Origin of the sequence: Streptomyces sp. WMMC940, from assembly GCF_027460265.1 — a bacterium.
GTDB lineage: Bacteria > Actinomycetota > Actinomycetes > Streptomycetales > Streptomycetaceae > Streptomyces.
Map to the genome: position 1 here is coordinate 218,998 of NZ_JAPZBC010000001.1, position 18,401 is coordinate 237,398.

The following is an 18,401-nucleotide window of genomic DNA, read 5'->3' on the forward strand; positions in this document are numbered from 1 at the left end:
GATGCGAAGAGTAGCCCTCACCAGGCCGCGGCGCTCGTCGACGTCTCCACCCTGTCGGCCGGAGGAGGCGACGGGGAGCGGGCGGCTGCGAACGCCATCAAGCCGACGGTGAGCAGGCTGATGAGTACCAGGGCGAGCACGGACCAGTCCAGGTGCTTGCGCGGCCCGTGGTCGTCCGGGGGATCGCCGCAGAACTGCTGGTTGAGCAGATCGATGCGCGCGTCCAGGTCGGGATCCTCTCGCGCGAGGCATCGCTCGATCTCGGTCAGCATGTCGTGCTCGTGCGATTCCATGAGCATCGCCTCACGCATTGCCGAGGCCCGGCGGCGCCGGACTCGCAGGCCAGGTTTCTCCCGCCGGGCTGCGGGTACCCCGCAGGGCGTGACTCATGCTGGAAACGCTCTCCCGCCCGCTTGAACGGCTGGACCGGGTCGGCAGCGAGCGGGAGGCAGTGATCATCGGAGGCGTGATGAACTGCTTCGAATGCAGCAGAGATTCCGGCACGGTGGCGCCCGCGGAGGCAGTGTGCCGAAGTTGTGGAGCGGGGTTGTGTGCCGCACATGTCAGGGTCGAGACGCGCGAGGTGCAGCACCGGCGGGCCGGGCTCGGCAAGCGGACGCAGGAGCAGCCGGCGCGTCGCCTCCTCTGCCCCTCATGCGAAACGGCCGAGCACGGCGAGTAGACCGAGCGGTACGCGTTCCCAGCTCAGGAGCCTCATGCCGAGCGTGCTCACCGTTCTCGTCCGCCGCGGAGCAGACTTCGCGGCGGCCGAGGACCCGTGCAGGACGCTCCGGTCGAGGCGCTCCGGCTCTGCCTGATTCGTCGGAGCAGAAGCACCCAAGGGCCGGCTGTCCTGGAACGGCTCGCGTGCCGCGAACTCACCGGCGACCGTTCTTCGCTGCCTGTCCCCTCCTCGGCGCAGTCCGGCTCGGACAATCTTGGACATCTGCCTGCTCTGTCGATCGCCGAACGAAATCTGTGATCCCACGGATCAGACAGAACTTTCCAATCAGGCAGATGCGCTCCCGCACGGAGCTAGCTTTGGCCGATGCACACTCCCGCGCCGCCCGCGTCTCTCCTCCTGGCTCTCCGGCCCCGGACCCAGGAACGCCTCTACGACTTCTACGACGAGCTCAGGAGCGCAGCAGACCTCTTCTGGGACCGCCGCCTGGACGCCTGGGTCGCGACCGGTCACGCCGTGGTCAGCAGCGCCGCGGGAGACCCGCGACTGTCCTCGGTGCGCTATCCCGACATCGAGGCCGTCTCCGAGGAGCTGAGGCCGCTGGCCCGGGTCCTGAGCCGGCAAATGCTCTACAGTGACGCCCCCGACCATTCCCGGCTGCGTGCCCTGCTCAGCAAGGCCTTCACGCCCCGGGCCGTGGCCGTGCTCCGCGAGAAGATCTCCGGAGCTGTCGAGCAGATCATCACGCACGCGGCGCCGACCGGACGCATGGACATCGTCGCAGACCTCGCCCGCCCCCTGCCCCTGACCATCATCTGCGACCTCCTCGGCGTTCCGGAGCAGGACCGGGACACGCTGTCCTCCTGGTCCGGTCCCATCGCCGCAGCCATCGGCAGCTCCCGGCTCGACGCCGATGACAACCGCGCCGCCTCGCAGAGCATGACGCACACGCTCGCCTACCTCCGCGCACTCCTCACCCGCCAGGACACCCCGCCCCCACCCCACACACTGCGCGCGCTCCTGACCGCACACACCGAGAACACCGACCAGGACTTCGACGAACTCCTCGCCAACTGCGCCCTGCTCCTGATCGCCGGCCACGAGACCACCACCCACTTCATCGGCAACGCCGCGCTCGCCCTGCTCCGCCACCCCGACGCAGCCGACCAACTGCGCAGCCGGCCCGAACTCATACCGGCCGCGGTCGAGGAACTCCTTCGCTACGACAGCCCCGTACAGCTGATGCTGCGCCGCGCACGCCACGAACTGGAACTGGCGGGCCGCACCGTCGCTGCTGGGCAGGTGGTGCTCCTGCTGTGCGGGGCCGCCAACCGGGATCCGGCCGCTTTCCCGGATCCCGATGTGCTGGACTTCCAACGGCCCGGCGGGAGGCACGTCGCCTTCGGGTACGGGCCGCACTTCTGCCTCGGTGCGGCGCTGGCCCGGCTGGAAGGCGCGATCGTGCTGGAAGCACTCCTCACGAGGCTTCCCGCCCTGCGGCTCGAAGAGGCCCCGCTCCAGTGGCAGCGCAGCCTCAACTTCCGCGGGCTCACCCGCCTGGACGTCGCCTTCACCCCGCCCTCGGTCAATCACGACAGCGGCACTCTCACCATGGCGACCCACCGTCGCCCAGCCGGCCTCGGTCACGCCAGTAGCAGCACATGACCAGGCCAAGGTATTCAGCGACCGGGGATCTTCGGGCCGAACAAGGGGTTGGCCTCACCGATACTCCAGCTGTGGATCGCGATCCTGCTGTCCTTGCCGTCGCACCTCGAACGGATACCGCCGAAGTCCGATCGCCGTGGCTGACCGCGTACAAGTCCGAGAGGTCCATGACGACGAAGGGCAACGGCTGCTGCGGATCATCCGCAGGGGCACGGGTTCGGTAGTGACCTGGCGGCGGGCCCAGATCGTGCTCCTGTCCGCCCAGCGCATGCCCGTGGCGAGATCGCCGAGGTGACCTTCACCGGCGCGGAACGGGTGCGGGACGCGATCCACAACTGCAACACGGACGCTTTCGGCTCGCTCCACACGAGGTACGCGGATGGGCGGCCGAGGGCGTTCTCTCCGCCTGAGCGCCGAGAGATCAAGAAGATCACCAAGTCCAGACCGTTCGAGCACGGCCTGCCGTTCGCCACCTGGAGTCAGGCCAAGCCGGCGGACTTCCCGGTCGCCGAGGGGGGTCGACGACATCAGCCATGAGGGCCTTCGGGTCCTGCTCCGCGAGGAGGGCGTCTCGTTTCAACGCGTGAAGACCTGGAAGACCTCCCGTGATCCGGACTACGCCGCCAAGAAGGTCCGGGTCGAGCACCTCTACGCGATCGCCGACGGCGACGACATACCGGAGGACGGCGAGCCCGAAGTCATCGTCCGCCTGGACGAGTTCGGGCCGCTCGACCTGCAGCCCCACCCCGGACGGCAGAGGGCCGAACGCGGCGGAAGGCACAAGAACCCCGATCGCGAACGCGGGCCCCGACGGCGGGCGACCTACACCCGATCGCTCGGGGTCCGGCACCTGTTCGCCGCCTACGTCCTCGCCGAGGAGCAGCTGTACGGGCACATCACGATGACCAAGAACCGCTCCAAGTTCCTGGAGTTCTGCCGCTACCTGCGCTCACTCGTCACGAGGGCGAACGTTGCCCGATGAGTGCCCGTTTCCGATGCGGTCACGCATTCCCGGTTGGAGCTCCGCCCCGGAACGGCGTAATGCCCGTGTTAGCGCCTTGTTCTCCCTAACATGCGCAAAGAGGTCCTGCTGCTCATCCATGGATTCGCCTGGCGGGAGCGCATGGCCTGCACTGATCAGCTGAAACCACCGAGGTGCGGGAAGGCGGTTCCATGGGCGAGCGTCGCGGCTGGGAGCAGCTGGGTGCGGCGATCGGGTTGCTCGCGGTCGTCATGTTCGTGCTCGCGTTCATCATGTTCATGCAGACCGATCCCTCGGGTGGTACGCCGTACCCGTCGATCGAGAACGCGCAGACGGTGAACGATTTCTACTCCCAGAACGTGAATGCGGTCAGGCTGCAGATGCTGTTCACCACCCTGGGGATCGCGCTGTTCCTGTGGTTCCTGGGACCACTGTGGCGGGTTCTGAGGGAAGCGGAGGACGGGTCGGCGCGGGGGACGACGGTCGCGCTGGTGGGGGCGGGCGTCGGGTCGGCGCTGATGCTGGTGGGCCTGGCGCTGACGTACGCGGTCCTGCTCACGACGAGCCCGGCGCAGGCGGCAGCGGTGCCCGCGTTCTTCACCGTTTCGGCGGTGCTGTTCGCGCTCGGCGGCGGGGTGCTGTCGCTGTTCTTCTTCGCCGTGGGCAAGGTGATCCTGCACACCGGAGTGATGGGCCGCTGGCTGGGGTGGCTGGCACTGCTCGCCGCGGTGCTCTCGGTGCTCGCGTTCATCAGCCCCTTCTGGGTGAGCGGCATCCTCAACCCCGCCACCGGGGCACTCGGCCTGTGGGCCTGGTGGACGGCGTTCGTGGTCTGGCTGCTGCTCGCGAGCTCGATCCTGGCACTTCAGGAGTACCGGGAGGTCAAGGCGGCCCGCCGGGCGGAGCCGGGCCCATCGATGCCGGCGGCCGAGGAGGCAGGCAGGTGAAGAAGTTCCGGCACCGCGCCTGGCGCGTCCTGAAGCCGGTCCTCGAAGTGGCCGCGGCCGTCGTCGTACTCGCCGTGCTCATCGTTCTGCCGCTGATCAAGGGAGCGACTCCGCAGGTCAAGAACAGCCTCAGCGGCTTCGCCGAGAGCCCGGTGGCGAACACCGGGCCGCTCGTGGGGGATCTGAACGCGATCTCCAAAGAGGTCGCCTGTATGAAGTCCTACGCAGCCGACCCCGCCAACAACATGGTGAACTACCCGCCGGTGATCGGGGCACCGGAGCACACCGATTCCATCCACAGCGGCGTCTACCCGTGCGCCACGTGGACCGGTGACTCCAAAGGCCCCAACCAGGTCTTCATGTACAAGTCCGAGAGCAACTACCCCGGCGGCATCGTCTTCGTCACCTTCGGCGGACCCGACGACGCCTATCTCATCGGCGGGAGCAGCGGGCTGGAGGCGTACTCGCCGGGACCGTACGTGTCGAAGTTCAACCCCTCGACCGGCAAGGAGATCTGGCGCCGGCCCCTGCTGAACATCAACGTTGGCGGCCAGTTCAACCCGGCCCCCAGCATGGCCGTGGGCAAGGACGGCGTCTACGCGGCGTTCGGGGCCCACGTGTACCGGCTCGACCCCGCGTCGGGCGCGATGCTCGCCCACCAGGAAGTGCCCATCCTCGACGGGCCGGCGAGCGACGCCAACTTCGACGGATTCCACATCCTGCCCGACCCGCAAGGGCACATCCTGCTCAAGAGCCAGAACCGTGTGCCCGGATGCCTCACCTACGGCAACTACGCGCTTTCCTCGTGCCCCGGAGCCACGGCCGCCAACCCCAAGACCACCGTCGCCGTCCTCGATCCGGCCTCTCTCAAGGTCGTCGACGAGATCAAACTCAGCCAGGCCGTCGTGGCCCGCCCGATCGTGACGACCTGGAAGGACAACATCTACGCCTACCTCGACGGCACGGAGACCATCCTCCGCATCCGTTGGGATCCGCAGACGCGGAAACTCACCGAGGACACCACCTGGGCGCCCCAGTACCTGCTGGAGGGGCAGGGCGCGGGAGACGCTCCCGCCGTCATCGGCAAGTGGATCATCTCCAACGCCAACGCGGCCCCTTCCAAGAGTGTGCCCATCTGCGCGTTCGCCGTCAGCCAGGACGATCCCAACGACTCCAGCCGCCTGTGCCCCTGGGGCACCGAGCTGCCGGTCCGCGGCGCGAGTGTCAGCACGTCCGCCGCCGCCTTCTCCACCGACCCGGCGAACAGCCTGCTCTTCATGCAGGACTGGCTCGTCCCGGGAATCTGGGCCGTCCACATCGACCAGGACACCGGCGAGATGAAGGTCAAGTGGCAGCGTGACGACATCACCATGGGCGACTACTTCGCCGCGATCGGCCCGGCCGGAAAACGGGTCCTCCTGACCCAGAACGTCCTCGGCAACACGCCCGCCAAGTCCTTCGCCGAGGACTCCAACTACCAGGAAACCCTGATGTGGCTGGACGAGGCCACCGGAAAGACCCTCGCCCAGAGCGCTGCCCACCCCGCGACGACCACGGGAAGCCTGATCAACATCGGCTACGGCGGCCGCGTGTACATGATGGGAACCCAAGGCTCCCTCTTCATCTTTCAGGTCGCCCCCTGCAGCGGCGGCGTGTACGTCCCGGAATCCATCGGCGGGTCGACATGCCCGAAGTCCTCGACACCTTCGCCAACCCCGACACCGAGCGGCTAGCCAAGAGCGGGTGATCCTCTTGCCCGGCAGTCGTGCCCGCGCAGGCTTCGCCTGGAGGGCGGCTGTGCGACGGCAGCCGATGCGACCGGCCCGGTCGAGGTCGACTCACGCAAGCAGGTCTGCTGTCAGCGCGGCGGTCCCCGCTGCCAGTTCGAGGATTGGCCGAGGAGGGAGTGCCGCCGCCCGGGCGGTCAGGTCCTCGGCGAAGGGCCGGAGGACCACCGCACGAGGTACCGCTCATAGTCCGCGGGCATGGATTCGGACCATCGCCGATCGGCATCGGTTCCCGTCACCCTCATGACGGGAGCGCCCCTGGCGAACCCCCGGTGACTGGGCCCGTCCATCCGAGATCCGGGCTGGCACCGCGCCACCGGTGCGGTAGTCCCCGGTCAGTAACCGCGACGACGCCAGCTTTCGGCCAAGGTCGCGATCGTCGCCAGCGGCACGGTGCTCCAGTGCTCCCCGCGTCGGTGGGCCGCCGCCAGCCGCTCCGCTATCTCCGGTACGGAGGGAGCGTTGTCGAACGGGTCGAGCACCGCCGTCACGCGCAGGCAGACCTCCGACGGCATGCCCGACGCGGCCAGCAACTCACCTTCCAGAGCGAGGAGTTCGTCGCGGCTCTGATAGGTGGGGACCGTGACTTCCAGGCCCACTGTTTCCCCGGGCCCGGAGAAGTACAGGTGGTGGACGCGGTTCCCGTTCCGTCCGAGCCTGACGCAGGGCGGCTCCGGCGTGCGGACCGCATCCCGGAAGGCGCTCCGCAGGGCTTCGGGCACCATGCACTCGAGTGCCGCGCGATGCAACTCGTCATTCGGTCCGGTGAACCGCAGCCCCACGAAAGGTCGTTGTTCCAGTCCCATACCGCTCCCCCCGGAGACGACGCCGCCCCTCCACAAGGTACCCCGCACGACGCCGTGCCAGAGTCGGTATGGCCCCTTGCGACGGGAGATTTTCCGTTCCGGTGTCCCGTCCCGGTGAGGAGCCGGAGCGACGGCGGCATGATGGGGAGGACGAAAGTCGTCGCTCAGCTGTCCACCGTGATCGACCTCGCCTCACGCCCTGGCCGGCCGGGCGATCGCGGACCACAAGCGCGCCGAATCGTCGCGGACGCACTGGCCGCCGCCGAGCGGACCTCAGCCAGCCTCGCGGGGGCTGTCATGCGCACCGGCCACGGGTGCCACTACACGAGCCGGGTGCTCGCCGACGCCTGCCCCAAGGAGCATCCGCCGGAGTCCATGAGCACGACCCGACTCCAGCGCGGACGGCACGCCCGCCGAGTCCTCCAACACGACGTTCACACCTTCGCGGACCGAAACCGAGGCACTACGGGCGGACGCGCATGGTGAGGAGACTCCCGGTCACACAGAGAACGGAGCACCGCGAACCTTCTCGAGTGACGTGCCAGACTGCAGGTATGTCCGGAAGGACCGAGCCCCGGGCGGGGCGGCCGCCGCCACGAGGGCATCGATCGCTCACCAGCGCCGTCGCCGTAGCGGCCCTGTTCGCTCTCGCCGCGTGTGCAGCCCGGGCCGGCGTCCCTGGTGGTGGGAGTACGGGTCCGGTGGTGGGGACGCCCGCCGGTGTGACGGCTACCACGAGTGTGGGCCCCGGCGATTCCGCACGAATGGTTCCCCTCGGTGACGGACGCCGGATACATCTGGAGTGCCGCGGATCCGGATCTCCGACGGTAGTGCTCGTGTCCGGGGCGGGCGGTGCCTGGGACGAGTGGGCAAGCGTCACGGACCCGGCGAATCCCTCGGCGGAACCGGAACCAAGCGACTCCGCGGTGCTTCCGGCTGTCGCGTCCTTCACTCGGGTGTGTGCCTACGACCGCCCGGGCACGACGCGCGTCGACGGCGAGCTGAGCCCCTCGACCCTCGTGTCACAGCCCACTACGGCCGGAGCCGGCGTCGACGACCTGCGGGCGGTGCTCTCCGCTGCCGGTGAACGCGAGCCGTACGTGCTGGTCGGAGCCTCTTGGGGGGCGATGATCACAACTCTCTTCGCACAGACCGACTCCTCACGGGTCTCCGGTCTGGTCACGGTCGACGGCGCGTCGAAGTTCCTGAAGGAATCGCTGACACCGACACAGTGGTCGGACTGGATGCGCAAGATCGAGGCGACGAACTCGAAGAAGCGTCTCGAGGTGCCCGACTACGAGTCCAGCGTCGCCCAGATCCGCGCCGCACCGCGTTTGCCGCACCCGCTTCCCGCCGCCGTGCTCACCTCCGACCAGCCATGGGACCTGCGGGTCGGGAAGAGCGGATCGACGTGGCCCGCGTGGCTGGCCGCGCAGAAGAGCCTGGCCGACGAACTCCACGCCCACCACATCACTGACACCGGCAGCGGGCACGGCATCAGCGTGGAGCAACCACAGGTCGTCACCGACGCTGTACGGGAAGTGGTCACCCAGGCACGGACCATGCGCTGACCGCTCGGCACGAGGTGATCACCGAGCGTGCTGCCGAGCACAGGGACCTCGAACTGGACGACCTCTTCCTGACCATCGGCCCACCGTTTCCGCCGCGTTGAGCTCCGCCGCCGCACGCGCGCCTGCGTGCGGGCTCGCCCCGGTGGCCCGCAGGAACAGCCGGCAGCCGGCCGAGCAGGCGGGCCGGCGATCGTGTGCCATCGAGGATTGACCGATCACGAAGCCCCAAGCCAGGGGGCAGTTCGCGATGAATGGCGCATCGACGAAGTACGGCACCGGCCGGAGCTCGTGACCGACCCCGGGAACTCATCCGGTCAGTTCGGACCGCCACGGCCGCGGCCACTCCCCCGACGGCGGCGGATCTCCCGCGATGCCGAGGTCACGCCGCGCGCGCTCGTAGAAGGCATCACGCGCCGCACTCGCCAACCCATGGGCCCTGGCCCACATCTCGGCGTCGACCTGCCCCTCCCGTACGAGCAGCTCAATGCTCCAGACCGTCTCGTGCCAGCGCCGCGCCGCCGCGATCGTCGCCGCGTCCCCGACGAGCAGGACGGACTCCCACTCGGTCGCACGCCGGGACTCCGCCTCGGCGAGGAGGGGCAGACCGTCGGCCGGCCGCAGCGGATCTGTCACCTCCGCGAATCCGAGGGCGGCACCGATGCGCTGGGCGACCCGAAGCTGCGCCTTGAGAGCATTGGCGTAGCGGCCGTACGTCTCGAAGCGTTTCTCGTCCCACCGCTCTTCCCGCTGCCGCTTCCACCGTCGACGTTCGGTCAGGCTCTGCACGGCATACGAGCCGAGCGAACCCACCACCACGCCTATCAGAGCGGGCAGTTGATCCAAGAGCGCCACAGTCCCTCCCGACCGGTTCCCTGATGCCGCACGCTCAACGCCCCACGACCGGGAACCCATACCCACCTTCGCCGGAGACCACCTCTTCTCGGTGGGACATCGGATGTCCCTGCCGATGGCGGCAGGCCGATCGCCCCCGCCGGCAGGCGCTTTGTGCGGTGCAGCGCAGGGCCGGCGCTCGGCCGGCGTTACTGTGCCAGCACGCCTCGAAGGCCCCGGCGGGGAGCAATTCCCGCCGGACCGACCCGTGTTCGACCCCCGCTGCACGGTGCTGCCGGTACGTCAGACGGCCCGCGTGCGAGCCGCGTGTCCGACGGCTTCACTCAGCCCACTTTCGTAACAGAGCGTGCCATCGCCGAGGCGGAACGTGGCCGAGGGCCTAGTCTGGTCGCTGCCGGGTCGACGAGTGAGGAATTTCTCGGCGGATCGACGGCGGCAAGACCATCTGGTTCGAATGCGGGGTGGAGACCCGCAGGCAATGGGGGGTTACACATGGCCATGGACTGGCTGAACGATGTCCCGGAGCTGGCGGCGTTCTGCGGCACCACGGTGCTCGCGGCGGCGCTGAACCACGGCTACGACGCCGGCGTGCTCCGGTTCACCCGGCTTCTCGGCCGCGGCGACACCGAGCGGCAGAGCGAGGTCGAGGCGAGCTGGGAGGAGACCGTCTCCGCACTGGGCGCGGCCCCGGACGATGACGAGCTGCAGCGGGTACGAGCGGAGCACACGCGAAGGTGGACGGCGGAGTTCGCGGAGATGCTGGAGAGCATGGAACCCGCCGAGCGGGGTCGGGTGGCCGCCGAAGCGCGGGCGCTGGCGCACGAGTTCGCGACCGACGACGGATCCGGAGGGGCGGGCGTGGTCAACAACTTCCACGGTGGTTCCCCCGTGGTCCTGAACGGCGCGCGCAGCCGTGCGGTGGTCAACTTCGGGACGGCCGGGTGATCAACAACTTCTTCAGGCCCGCGGTCGTCCTGAACGGCCATGACAGTCACGCAGAGATCCACCACACGACCGTCACGATCAGCGAGAGCGAGCTGGACCGGTCCGCCAACCAGCTGGCCGACGCCGTGGGCAGACACTGGCACGCGGAGGCGGACAGCCGGGGACTGCTCAAGAGCCAGGTGCCCGTGCACTGGCGGGTGAGCGGACACCGTCTCACGACCAGGATCGCCGCCGCCATGGCCGAGCGGGGCCCGCGGAAGTTCCCGCCGCTGCCCGGGGTCGCCCCGCTGACCGAGAAGAGCCTGCGGGCCGGCGGCGACCTGACCGATCTGCACCGGGTGTACGGCGGCCTGGCCTCGGGGTGCCTGATGATCGTCGGGCCCGCAGCGGCCGGCAAGACATCGGCCGCGGTGATGCTGCTCCGCGCTGCGCTGCACCACCGGGCGGACCCGGCGAGGGCGCCGTACAAGTCGGCGATCCCGGTGCCGGTGCTGATGACGCTGGACGGCTGGGCACCGGACGACGAGAGGAGGGACGTGGTCGACTGGGCGGTCGAGCGGCTGTCCCGTATGCACAAGGGACACAGGCATCTCCGCCGGTTGCTGGAGACGGGCCGGATCGCGTTGTTCCTCGACGGTTTCGACGAGGTCGACGAGGAGGTGCGGGCCCTGGCGGTGGCCGCGTTGGAGTCCGCGCCGTTCCGTGTCGTCCTGATCTCCCGCACCGAGGAGGCCGCGGACACGGCCGAGCGGGAGCTGCTGGCCGGTGCCGTCGCCCTGGAGCTCAAACCGGTGCGGCCCGCCGACGCCGCCGAGTACCTGCTCGACTCGCTGGGCGACCCGGCTCCCGCGGCCTGGCAGAAGCTCGTCCATCAGCTCCTGGAGGAGCCGGACAGCGCGGTGGCCCGGGCCCTGGCCGATCCCCTGACGGTGAGTCTCCTGGCGGAGGTCTACGCGCCCGACGGGCCGGTCGAGGAGCTGTTCGGGCTGGCCGGTCCCGACGCCGTCCGGGACCACCTGCTCGATCACGCGGTCGCCGCGGCCTACACAAGGAAGCCGCGGCCCCATGGATGCCGCCCCTACTCCCCCGAGACGGCCGAACGGACGCTGCGGTACCTCGCCGCTCGGCTCACCGAGGAGGACACCGGGGGACTGCGCTGGTGGCGGATTCCGTCCTGGCCGGGTCGGCGTTCAAGGGCGTGGATCACGGGGACCGCCGTCACCGTGGTGTACGTGACGGTCGTCGTCCTCGCCCTCGCGCCGTGGATCGGAACGCTCTGGGCCGCGGGCGCCGCGCTGATGGGGTGGACCCTGGGCACTCTCGATGCCGGCATCCGCATGTCCCGGCTCCATCATCAGGAGCGGCTGACCAGCGCCGGCTGGCGGGACGTCCTGCCCCTCCTCGCGATCGCGGGGGGTCTGTCCGACTGGATCACGGTGACCGGTCTGACCTGGCTCGCGCTGCGTTTCGCCGGGCATCCGCAGAGCCTGCTGCAGTGCTGCCTGCTGGGGCTGCCGTACGGATTCGGCGGCCTACTGCTGCGGGGACGTGCCGCCGACCTTGTGGCCAGAACCATCGTGGCACCCCTTCCGTTGGCCCGCTTCGCCCGCGACATGATCCCGGAGCTGGAGACCGAGACGAGGGTCCTCGGTCCCAGGGACATCTGGCGTCATCACACGCGAATGCTGTTCCCCCTCGGGATGCTGGCCGGCGGCGCCGTGGGCCTGTACGCCGGGGGGCTGGCGGCGATGTCGAACGGAGCGGGATTCGGTCTCGCCCTCGGCGTGGCCATGGGCAGTGGCCACGCCCTCATGGCCGGCGTTCTCAGCAACGCAGCCGTCGCCACCGCCCTCACCGCCGTACAACTCTCCGTCCGCGAGGGCACGCCCCTACGCCTCATGGCCTTCCTGGACGACGCGCACCGGCGCGGTCTACTGCGGGCGAGCGGGCCCACGTACGAGTTCCGGCATGTCCGGCTCCAGGAGCGGCTGGCCCGTCGGCCGTAGCGATCAGCCGGAAGCCTCGTCCACCACCGGCTCCCGGCCGGTCTCGGCCGCCGCCCGGTGCGCGGGCCCGGTCGGCGACGCGGGCTGTGGGCGGCCCCGGGGCGCCGCCGCGGCCACGGTGTGGCCTTCGTCGAGCAGGTGCCCCGCCGGCCTGCGCGCGGCGTGCCCCGGCAGCTCACTCTCCCCGGTGTGGTACGGCGGGTCGCTCGGCCTCATTTCCTCCGGGAACTGCTGCACGGGCTCGCCCTCCGGGACGTCGGGCCGTTCGCGCGGCGCGGGATCCGGGCCCGATCGCGCCTGTCGCCTCGTCACGGACCTGGGGCGCAAGCGTCCGCCTCCGCGTGCTGTCCAGGCCACCACCGTCCTCCCCACCCGCCTTCGCTCCCCGCACACCGACGTCGCCCCTCACCCTGCCGTGCCATCGCCTCGGAACTCCACTTCCCGCGTGGGCTCGGCCTGCTCCACCTCGAACCGGAGCTGCTCCCCCGTCCCCTCGTCCTGCGCCGCCCCGCCGCAGCTCGCCGAGCGCCTCAGCCGGCGAAACCCCGTGCCCGTGCTCCCCCGCCTCACACCAGACCTACGACTGAGCTCACCGGTCCCTTCCAACCGCCTCACCCTGCGCAGCCGTTCAGCGCACGCAGCCGCGCCTCTGGTTGGTGCCTGTCACGGGTCGGGCTGACGGTCAGGCGTTCGACTCCGGGCGTGATCGGTGGTCGCGCGTACTGATCACCGGAGCCTGCGCAGACGGGGCGGCGAGACGGTACCCGACTCCGCGGACCACCTCGATGAGGGCGGACGTCCGCAGTTTGGAACGCAGTGAAGCCACATGTACCTCGAGAGTGCGCTCCGCGCCCTCCCAACGGCTCTCCCACACCTCGCTGATGATCTGCTCCCTACGGAAGACGACGCCGGGCCGCTGTGCCAGCAGAGCCAGGAGGTCGAACTCCTTGCGGGTCAGATGCACCGCTGTACCGGCCACGCTCACCCGGCGGGCGGTCAGCTCTATTCGTACGGTGCCGAAGCGCAGATCGCTCCTCTTCCTCGCCTCACCGTCACTCGGTGGGGCGGTCCTCCGACTGACGGCATGGATACGTGCGATGAGTTCCCTGGTGTTGTACGGCTTCACGACGTAGTCGTCGGCTCCGCGGTTGAGGCCGTGTATCCGGGACCGAACGTCGGAGCGTGCCGTGACCATGATCACCGGAGTGCTGGACCATCTTCGGATCCTGCCGCACACCTCGTAGCCGTCCTGGTCGGGCAGACCCAGGTCGAGCAGGATGACGTCGAAGGGGGCGACGTCGTTCGACAGCAGTGTCCGCATGGCCTTTTCGCCGGTGGAGGCGTGGACCACCTCGAATCCGTGATGGGTGAGGATCGCGGACACTGCGGTGGCGACATGGTGGTCGTCCTCGACAAGCAGCAGTCTCATCCCGGCTCCCTGGCATTTGTCAGTCGTTCGGCGATGCAGTGGGGCGAATTCACTCCGACTTCGCGTGCCGCGTCAAGGCGTCATCCGAATCGCGGACACTTCTACTGACTGGCCAACAGTTCCGTTCCCATCTACCGAAGGGTAGTTGTCGTGGCCCGGCCGGATGGATGCCGATGGGTCGGCTGACGGTCCTCAAATCCGGCTCAGGTCCATGACGTCGCCCCCGTGGCGTCACCACAGAGATCGAGGGTCGCGTGCGACTCGTTGCGGTCAGGGGTAGTTCTCGAGCGGTGGAGGCTCTCTGTACGAGGAACCCGACCGGCCCAGGGTCGCGAGAAAAGCCTCCTTGATGTCGCCGTTGTCGCGATGGACTTCGAGCGCGTCGTTCACGGCATCCCTCAGAGCCTGGTCACCCTTCTTCATGCCGATCCCGTAGGGTTCCTTCGTGAACGGCGCACCCACGACCCGAATCTTCAGCAGATGCTGAGCGGCATAACCCAAGAGAATCGCATCATCCGTGGTGACCGCATCGACCTTCTCGTCAAGCAGTTGACGCACACACTCGGGATAACTCTGGAGTTCGACCGCCGTGGCACCATAGTTCGGCTTCTTGATCTCCTGGAGGGAAGTGGACCCGCTCACCGAGCAGACCTTCTTGCCCTGGACAGCCTGGGGGCCGTCGATCTGCATCTCCGTCATCCGGACCAGCAGATCCGCGCCTGCCATGTGGTACGGACCCGCGAAGTCCACCTTCTTCATGCGCTCGGCGCTCATGGTGTACGTGCCGACGTAGAGGTCGACGTCGCCTCGGGCGATGGCGCGCTCCCGGGCGTCGGAGCGGACCGTCCTGAACTCGATCTGGTCGGCAGAGAACCCAAGATCGGCTGCAACCATCCTGGCGACCTCGATATCGAATCCGGATCGATTTCCGTCTGCATCCACAGAGGCAAGAAACGGCTGGTCGTCCTTGGAGCCGATGACAATCTTGCCCGCCCTCTTGGCGCGTTCGAAAACGGGAGAATCAATCGTCACTTCCGGAGTGACCGGGTATGCGGGCAGCCCTGACGCATGGCTGCCGGTATCGCCATCAAATCCACACGAAGAGGTAGTCGGCAAGATGCAAAGAATTCCCACAGCAACTGATTTACGATACCGCATATGTACACCCTTCGACCGATTGCTGGACGAGAACGTGCGACCGGGATCGCGTCATCGGCGCTCCCGGTACGGTTATGGCATGGCGTTCGCAGGGGCATTGCCTGCACCGCCCCTCTTCGGATTCTTCTGGGCCATGCGGTGCCGGCCCGGCTTCCCCCCTCGACTCGTTGATGCGGCCTCATGCGTGCAGCACACCCACTTGGCCGGGGAAACGGAATCCCTGCACGTCCGCGGTGGTAGCCGCACGATACTGACGCGAGGCGCAGCACCTCGCACATCTGAGGGAAACTTGAGGATCTCGTCCGCTGCGGTGGTGCAGCTGATCATTGGGCATTTCCAGCGCGGCCGGATCGGGCGCCGCAGGCAACGCAGGTGGGTGGCACGCGCGAACTTCCGTGTGGGTGAAGGAGGAGCCCGGTCCCAACCCGTCGGCATAGGTTCCCGGTCGGGGCCCTGTCGCGCCGCGCTCGCCCCGGAGCATGACCAGGCCGAGTGGGTGACGATGCCCGTCGTCGCTCCGGAAGGGTGCGCCGGGGCGGAGACTTCCGCCCTACTGCGTGCGTTGCTCGCGCGGATGCGACTGCGCACCGCGGTGCCCGGTGTCCGCCTCACCGGGCTGCCGGGCGCCCGCCCCCGGTCGGGTGGCGAGGGGACTTGGACGGGTCCGCGTGTCGAGGTCGCCCTGGGGAACTCCCTTGGGGCTCGGTACCTCCGTCATCCTGCGTCGGACAGTGGTTGTTCGGCCCAGATGACCTTGCCATCGGAGGTGTAGCGGGTCCCCCAGCGCTCCGCGAACTGGGCCACGAGGAACAGCCCGCGGCCGCCCTCGTCCATGGTCGCCGCATGGCGCAGGTGCGGTGCGGTGCTGCTGGAGTCGGCCACCTCGCAGATCAGCGTACGGTCCCGGACGAGCCGCAGTCTGATGGGCCCGGAGGTGTAGCGGATGGCGTTGGTGATGAGCTCGCTGAGGATCAGCTCGGTGGTGAAGACCAGGTCGTCCAATCCCCACGCCCCCAGCTTCTCCGTCACGGCCTCCCGCATCGAGGAGACGGCCGCGGGATCTTCGGGCACGTCCCAGTCGGCGACCCGTTCCCGGTCCAGCACTCTGGTGCGGGCCACGAGCAGTGCTATGTCGTCGCTCGGCCGATCGGGAAGCAGCGCGTCCAGTACCACGCCGCAGGTCCCCTCCGGGGTGGGCGGGGCGGCGGCCAGCGCCTCGCGCAGCATCCTCAGTCCCTCATCGATGTCCCGTTCGCGGTTCTCGATGAGGCCGTCGGTGAACAGCACCAGCCGGCTGCCCTCGGGCAGCAGCCGTTCCGCGGTCTCGAAGGGCAGCCCTCCCAGCCCGAGCGGTGGCGCCGCGGGCAGCTCGGGGAACTCGATACTGCCGTCAGGCTGGACGAGGGCGGGCTCGAGGTGCCCGGCGCGTGCCATCACACATCCCCGGGAGATGGGGTCGTAGATCATGTAGAGGCAGGTGGCACCCGTGATGGCCGGTCGCCCGCTGTCGCCGGACTCCTCGTGGTCGATCCGGGTGACCAGCTCGTCCAGATGCCACAGCAGCTCGTCCGGTGACAGATCGAGGGCGGCGAAGTTGTGGACCGCGGTGCGCAGCCGGCCCATCGTCGCGGCCGCGTGCAGACCATGTCCGACGACATCGCCGACGATCATGGCGACCCGGGCCCCCGAGAGCTGGATGACGTCGAACCAGTCACCGCCGACGCCGCCCATGCCCGCGTGGGCGGGCAGATAGCGGTGGGCGACCTCGACGGCCGAGTGTCCGGGCAGCACGCTGGGCAACAGACTGCGCTGGAGCGTGACGGCCATGGTGTGCTCGCGCGTGTAGCGCCTGGCGTTGTCGATGGCCAGCGCGGCGCGGGCGACGAGCTCCTCGGCGAGGGACACGTCTCCGTCGTCGAACGACTTGGGCTTCCCGGATCGCCAGAACGTGACCACGCCGAGGACCTCGCCCCTGGCCAGCAGCGGGACGCTGATCATGGAATGCAGTCCGTAGTGCACCATCTTGCGGGCTCGCGCCGGATCCTGCTCCTGCCAGCCCGCGAAGGTCGTCATATCGGCCTCGAGGATCGCCCGACCGCTGCGGAAGCCCGTGGCCTGGGGAGTGGCGGGGACGAAATCGATCAAGGAGTCCAGCGGGTAGATCGGGGGATTGCTCCGAACGCCGGAGACGGCGATGCGTCGCATCGGATAGCCGTCCGCACCGGCCCTGACCGGGGCCTCGCCGCGCAGGACCTGGTCCAGCAGGTCCACTGTCGCGAAGTCGGCGAACTGCGGCACCGCGAAGTCCGTCAGCTCCTCGGCGGTCCGTACCACGTCGAGGGTGCTGCCGATCCTCAGGCCGGCGTCGTAGAGGAGCCTGAGGCGCGAGTGCGCCATGTCGGCCCTACCGGAGAGCTCCTGCAGCTCGGTCGTGTCGCGAAGCGTCGCCACGCTGCCGAGCGTCCAGCCGTCCCGGCTCGTCGAGCGCTGGTTGACCGCCAGCATCCGGTCACCGGCCAGGTGCACCTCGTCGGTGGCCGTCCGCCCCGACCTCAGCAGTTCGTCCATGCTGAGCGTGATTCCGAGGTCGGACACCGGCCGTCCCTCGGCGTCCGGGGGCAGGCCCAGCAGCCGGCGCGCCTCGTCATTGGCGAGTACCAGCCGGCGGTTGCCGTCGACGACGATCACCCCTTCGCGCACGGCGTGCAGAACGGCGTCGTGGTGGTCGTACATCCGGGACAGCTCGGTCGGTCCCAGGCCGTGCGTCTGCCGTCGCAGCCGCCTGCTGATCAGGGCCGTGCCGCCGGTGGCGAGGACGAGGGCGGATCCGGCCGCGCCGAGCACCACGGGCAGCTGCTGGTTCGCCGTGCCGCTGACGTTCTCGACGGTGACCCCGGAGGTGACGGTACCGATGACGGTGCCGTCGGTGTCGACGACCGGCACGATCGCCTGCACCAGGGGCCCGATGGTGCCGGTGATCCACTCGATGACCACCGCCCCACCGAGAGCGGGCTGGATGTTGCCGACGAAGCGGTTGCCTATGCGGTCGGGAAGCGGGTGGGTGTAGCGGATCGCGTCCGTGTTCGTCACGACGACGAAGTCGACACCGGTGGCCTTGCGCACGGCCTCCGCACGTGGCTGCAGCAACTCGGTCGGGTCGGGGCTCTTCAGGGCCTGCCGAGTGCCGGGCGACTGAGCAAACGTTTCAGCAACCGCGAGGGACCTGTCACGTGCCGCCGCTTCCGCGTCGCTGCGTGACTGAAGCAGCAGGGCCACGACGGCCGCCACGACGAGAAGCACCACGACGGCTATCTGAAGAACGAACACCTGGCTGGCTACGGTGCGCATGCGTGGAGTGCTGAGCAGCCGTCCACGGGAAGCGCCGACCGCGAGACTCTCGGGCCGGTCGCGATGACCAAACATGTCTTCACCAGCCACTCCCTCATTCTCCACTGATATCGCGCTCAATAGCGAGATACGCGGAAAATCAGGACCGGAGCGTGGCCGGGCACGGCCACTGCCGGGGCTCCAGGGCACGTCTGAAGTGCGGAAACGGGCCTTGCCCTCCCCT

The 18,401-nt window shown here is 69.0% G+C and carries 14 protein-coding genes and 1 pseudogene; 8 read left to right on the top strand and 7 right to left on the bottom strand.

Annotated features, from left to right (window positions below):
* Positions 1-17: 17 nt before the first annotated feature.
* Complete coding sequence (locus tag O7595_RS01125; protein WP_269726823.1) at positions 18-293, bottom strand: DUF3040 domain-containing protein; 276 nt, start codon at positions 291-293, stop codon at positions 18-20.
* 95 nt (positions 294-388) lie between these two features.
* Here O7595_RS01125 and O7595_RS01130 point away from each other — a divergent pair, with 95 nt between their 5' ends.
* The 5 genes and pseudogenes from O7595_RS01130 (at position 389) to O7595_RS01160 (ending at position 6,009) form a co-directional block, all read left to right on the top strand.
* Complete coding sequence (locus O7595_RS01130; RefSeq protein WP_269726824.1) at positions 389-682, top strand: DUF2180 family protein; 294 nt, start codon at positions 389-391, stop codon at positions 680-682.
* A 366-nt stretch (positions 683-1,048) separates the two neighbouring features.
* Positions 1,049-2,347 (top strand): cytochrome P450, encoded by a 1,299-nt coding sequence (locus O7595_RS01135; protein WP_269726825.1) that lies wholly within the window; start codon positions 1,049-1,051, stop codon positions 2,345-2,347.
* 136 nt (positions 2,348-2,483) lie between these two features.
* Positions 2,484-3,302: pseudogene (locus O7595_RS33605) on the top strand (IS630 family transposase); the annotation flags it as partial.
* A 218-nt stretch (positions 3,303-3,520) separates the two neighbouring features.
* Positions 3,521-4,276, top strand: a complete 756-nt coding sequence (locus tag O7595_RS01155; RefSeq protein ID WP_269726829.1) for a hypothetical protein — start codon at positions 3,521-3,523, stop codon at positions 4,274-4,276.
* Complete coding sequence (locus O7595_RS01160; protein ID WP_269726830.1) at positions 4,273-6,009, top strand: hypothetical protein; 1,737 nt, start codon at positions 4,273-4,275, stop codon at positions 6,007-6,009. Before O7595_RS01155 ends, O7595_RS01160 begins: the two co-directional genes overlap by 4 nt.
* 389 nt (positions 6,010-6,398) lie before the next feature.
* On the opposite strand, the gene O7595_RS01170 is transcribed toward O7595_RS01160, so the two are convergent.
* Complete coding sequence (locus O7595_RS01170; protein WP_269726831.1) at positions 6,399-6,869, bottom strand: hypothetical protein; 471 nt, start codon at positions 6,867-6,869, stop codon at positions 6,399-6,401.
* Positions 6,870-7,633: 764 nt separating this feature from the next.
* Between O7595_RS01170 and O7595_RS01175 the strand changes: the two genes are divergently transcribed.
* The gene (locus tag O7595_RS01175; RefSeq protein WP_269726832.1) at positions 7,634-8,440 is read left to right on the top strand and encodes an alpha/beta fold hydrolase; all 807 of its coding nucleotides are present in this window, start codon (positions 7,634-7,636) and stop codon (positions 8,438-8,440) included.
* Between the two features lie 306 nt (positions 8,441-8,746).
* On the opposite strand, the gene O7595_RS01180 is transcribed toward O7595_RS01175, so the two are convergent.
* Positions 8,747-9,292: a hypothetical protein gene (locus O7595_RS01180; protein WP_269726833.1), complete on the bottom strand. Its 546-nt coding sequence runs from the start codon at positions 9,290-9,292 to the stop codon at positions 8,747-8,749.
* Positions 9,293-9,784: 492 nt separating this feature from the next.
* On the opposite strand from O7595_RS01180, the gene O7595_RS01185 reads away from it, so the two are divergent.
* On the top strand, positions 9,785-10,237 hold the full coding sequence (locus tag O7595_RS01185; RefSeq protein ID WP_269726834.1) for a hypothetical protein: 453 nt from the start codon (positions 9,785-9,787) through the stop codon (positions 10,235-10,237).
* Positions 10,234-12,243 (top strand): hypothetical protein, encoded by a 2,010-nt coding sequence (locus O7595_RS01190; RefSeq protein WP_269726835.1) that lies wholly within the window; start codon positions 10,234-10,236, stop codon positions 12,241-12,243. Before O7595_RS01185 ends, O7595_RS01190 begins: the two co-directional genes overlap by 4 nt.
* Before the next feature lie 3 nt (positions 12,244-12,246).
* Here O7595_RS01190 and O7595_RS01195 read toward each other — a convergent pair whose 3' ends face one another.
* The 4 genes from O7595_RS01195 to O7595_RS01210 form a co-directional block, all read right to left on the bottom strand.
* Positions 12,247-12,480: a hypothetical protein gene (locus tag O7595_RS01195; protein ID WP_269726836.1), complete on the bottom strand. Its 234-nt coding sequence runs from the start codon at positions 12,478-12,480 to the stop codon at positions 12,247-12,249.
* Positions 12,481-12,925: 445 nt separating this feature from the next.
* Positions 12,926-13,672, bottom strand: a complete 747-nt coding sequence (locus O7595_RS01200) for a response regulator transcription factor (RefSeq protein WP_269726837.1) — start codon at positions 13,670-13,672, stop codon at positions 12,926-12,928.
* A gap of 270 nt (positions 13,673-13,942) precedes the next feature.
* Positions 13,943-14,830 (bottom strand): glutamate ABC transporter substrate-binding protein, encoded by an 888-nt coding sequence (locus O7595_RS01205; RefSeq protein ID WP_269726838.1) that lies wholly within the window; start codon positions 14,828-14,830, stop codon positions 13,943-13,945.
* Positions 14,831-15,544: 714 nt separating this feature from the next.
* Positions 15,545-18,178, bottom strand: coding sequence for a SpoIIE family protein phosphatase/ATP-binding protein (locus O7595_RS01210; RefSeq protein WP_269726839.1), 2,634 nt, complete (start codon positions 18,176-18,178; stop codon positions 15,545-15,547).
* Positions 18,179-18,401: the final 223 nt, after the last annotated feature.

What these genes read in the sequence shown, in the direction of transcription:
- O7595_RS01125 (WP_269726823.1), bottom strand. Translation starts at nt 293, where the DNA reads ATGGAATCGCACGAGCACGACATGCTGACCGAGATCGAGCGATGCCTC.
- O7595_RS01130 (WP_269726824.1), top strand. Translation starts at nt 389, where the DNA reads ATGCTGGAAACGCTCTCCCGCCCGCTTGAACGGCTGGACCGGGTCGGC.
- O7595_RS01135 (WP_269726825.1), top strand. Translation starts at nt 1,049, where the DNA reads ATGCACACTCCCGCGCCGCCCGCGTCTCTCCTCCTGGCTCTCCGGCCC.
- O7595_RS01155 (WP_269726829.1), top strand. Translation starts at nt 3,521, where the DNA reads ATGGGCGAGCGTCGCGGCTGGGAGCAGCTGGGTGCGGCGATCGGGTTG.
- O7595_RS01170 (WP_269726831.1), bottom strand. Translation starts at nt 6,869, where the DNA reads ATGGGACTGGAACAACGACCTTTCGTGGGGCTGCGGTTCACCGGACCG.
- O7595_RS01175 (WP_269726832.1), top strand. Translation starts at nt 7,634, where the DNA reads ATGGTTCCCCTCGGTGACGGACGCCGGATACATCTGGAGTGCCGCGGA.
- O7595_RS01185 (WP_269726834.1), top strand. Translation starts at nt 9,785, where the DNA reads ATGGCCATGGACTGGCTGAACGATGTCCCGGAGCTGGCGGCGTTCTGC.
- O7595_RS01200 (WP_269726837.1), bottom strand. Translation starts at nt 13,672, where the DNA reads ATGAGACTGCTGCTTGTCGAGGACGACCACCATGTCGCCACCGCAGTG.
- O7595_RS01205 (WP_269726838.1), bottom strand. Translation starts at nt 14,830, where the DNA reads ATGCGGTATCGTAAATCAGTTGCTGTGGGAATTCTTTGCATCTTGCCG.
- O7595_RS01210 (WP_269726839.1), bottom strand. Translation starts at nt 18,178, where the DNA reads ATGCGCACCGTAGCCAGCCAGGTGTTCGTTCTTCAGATAGCCGTCGTG.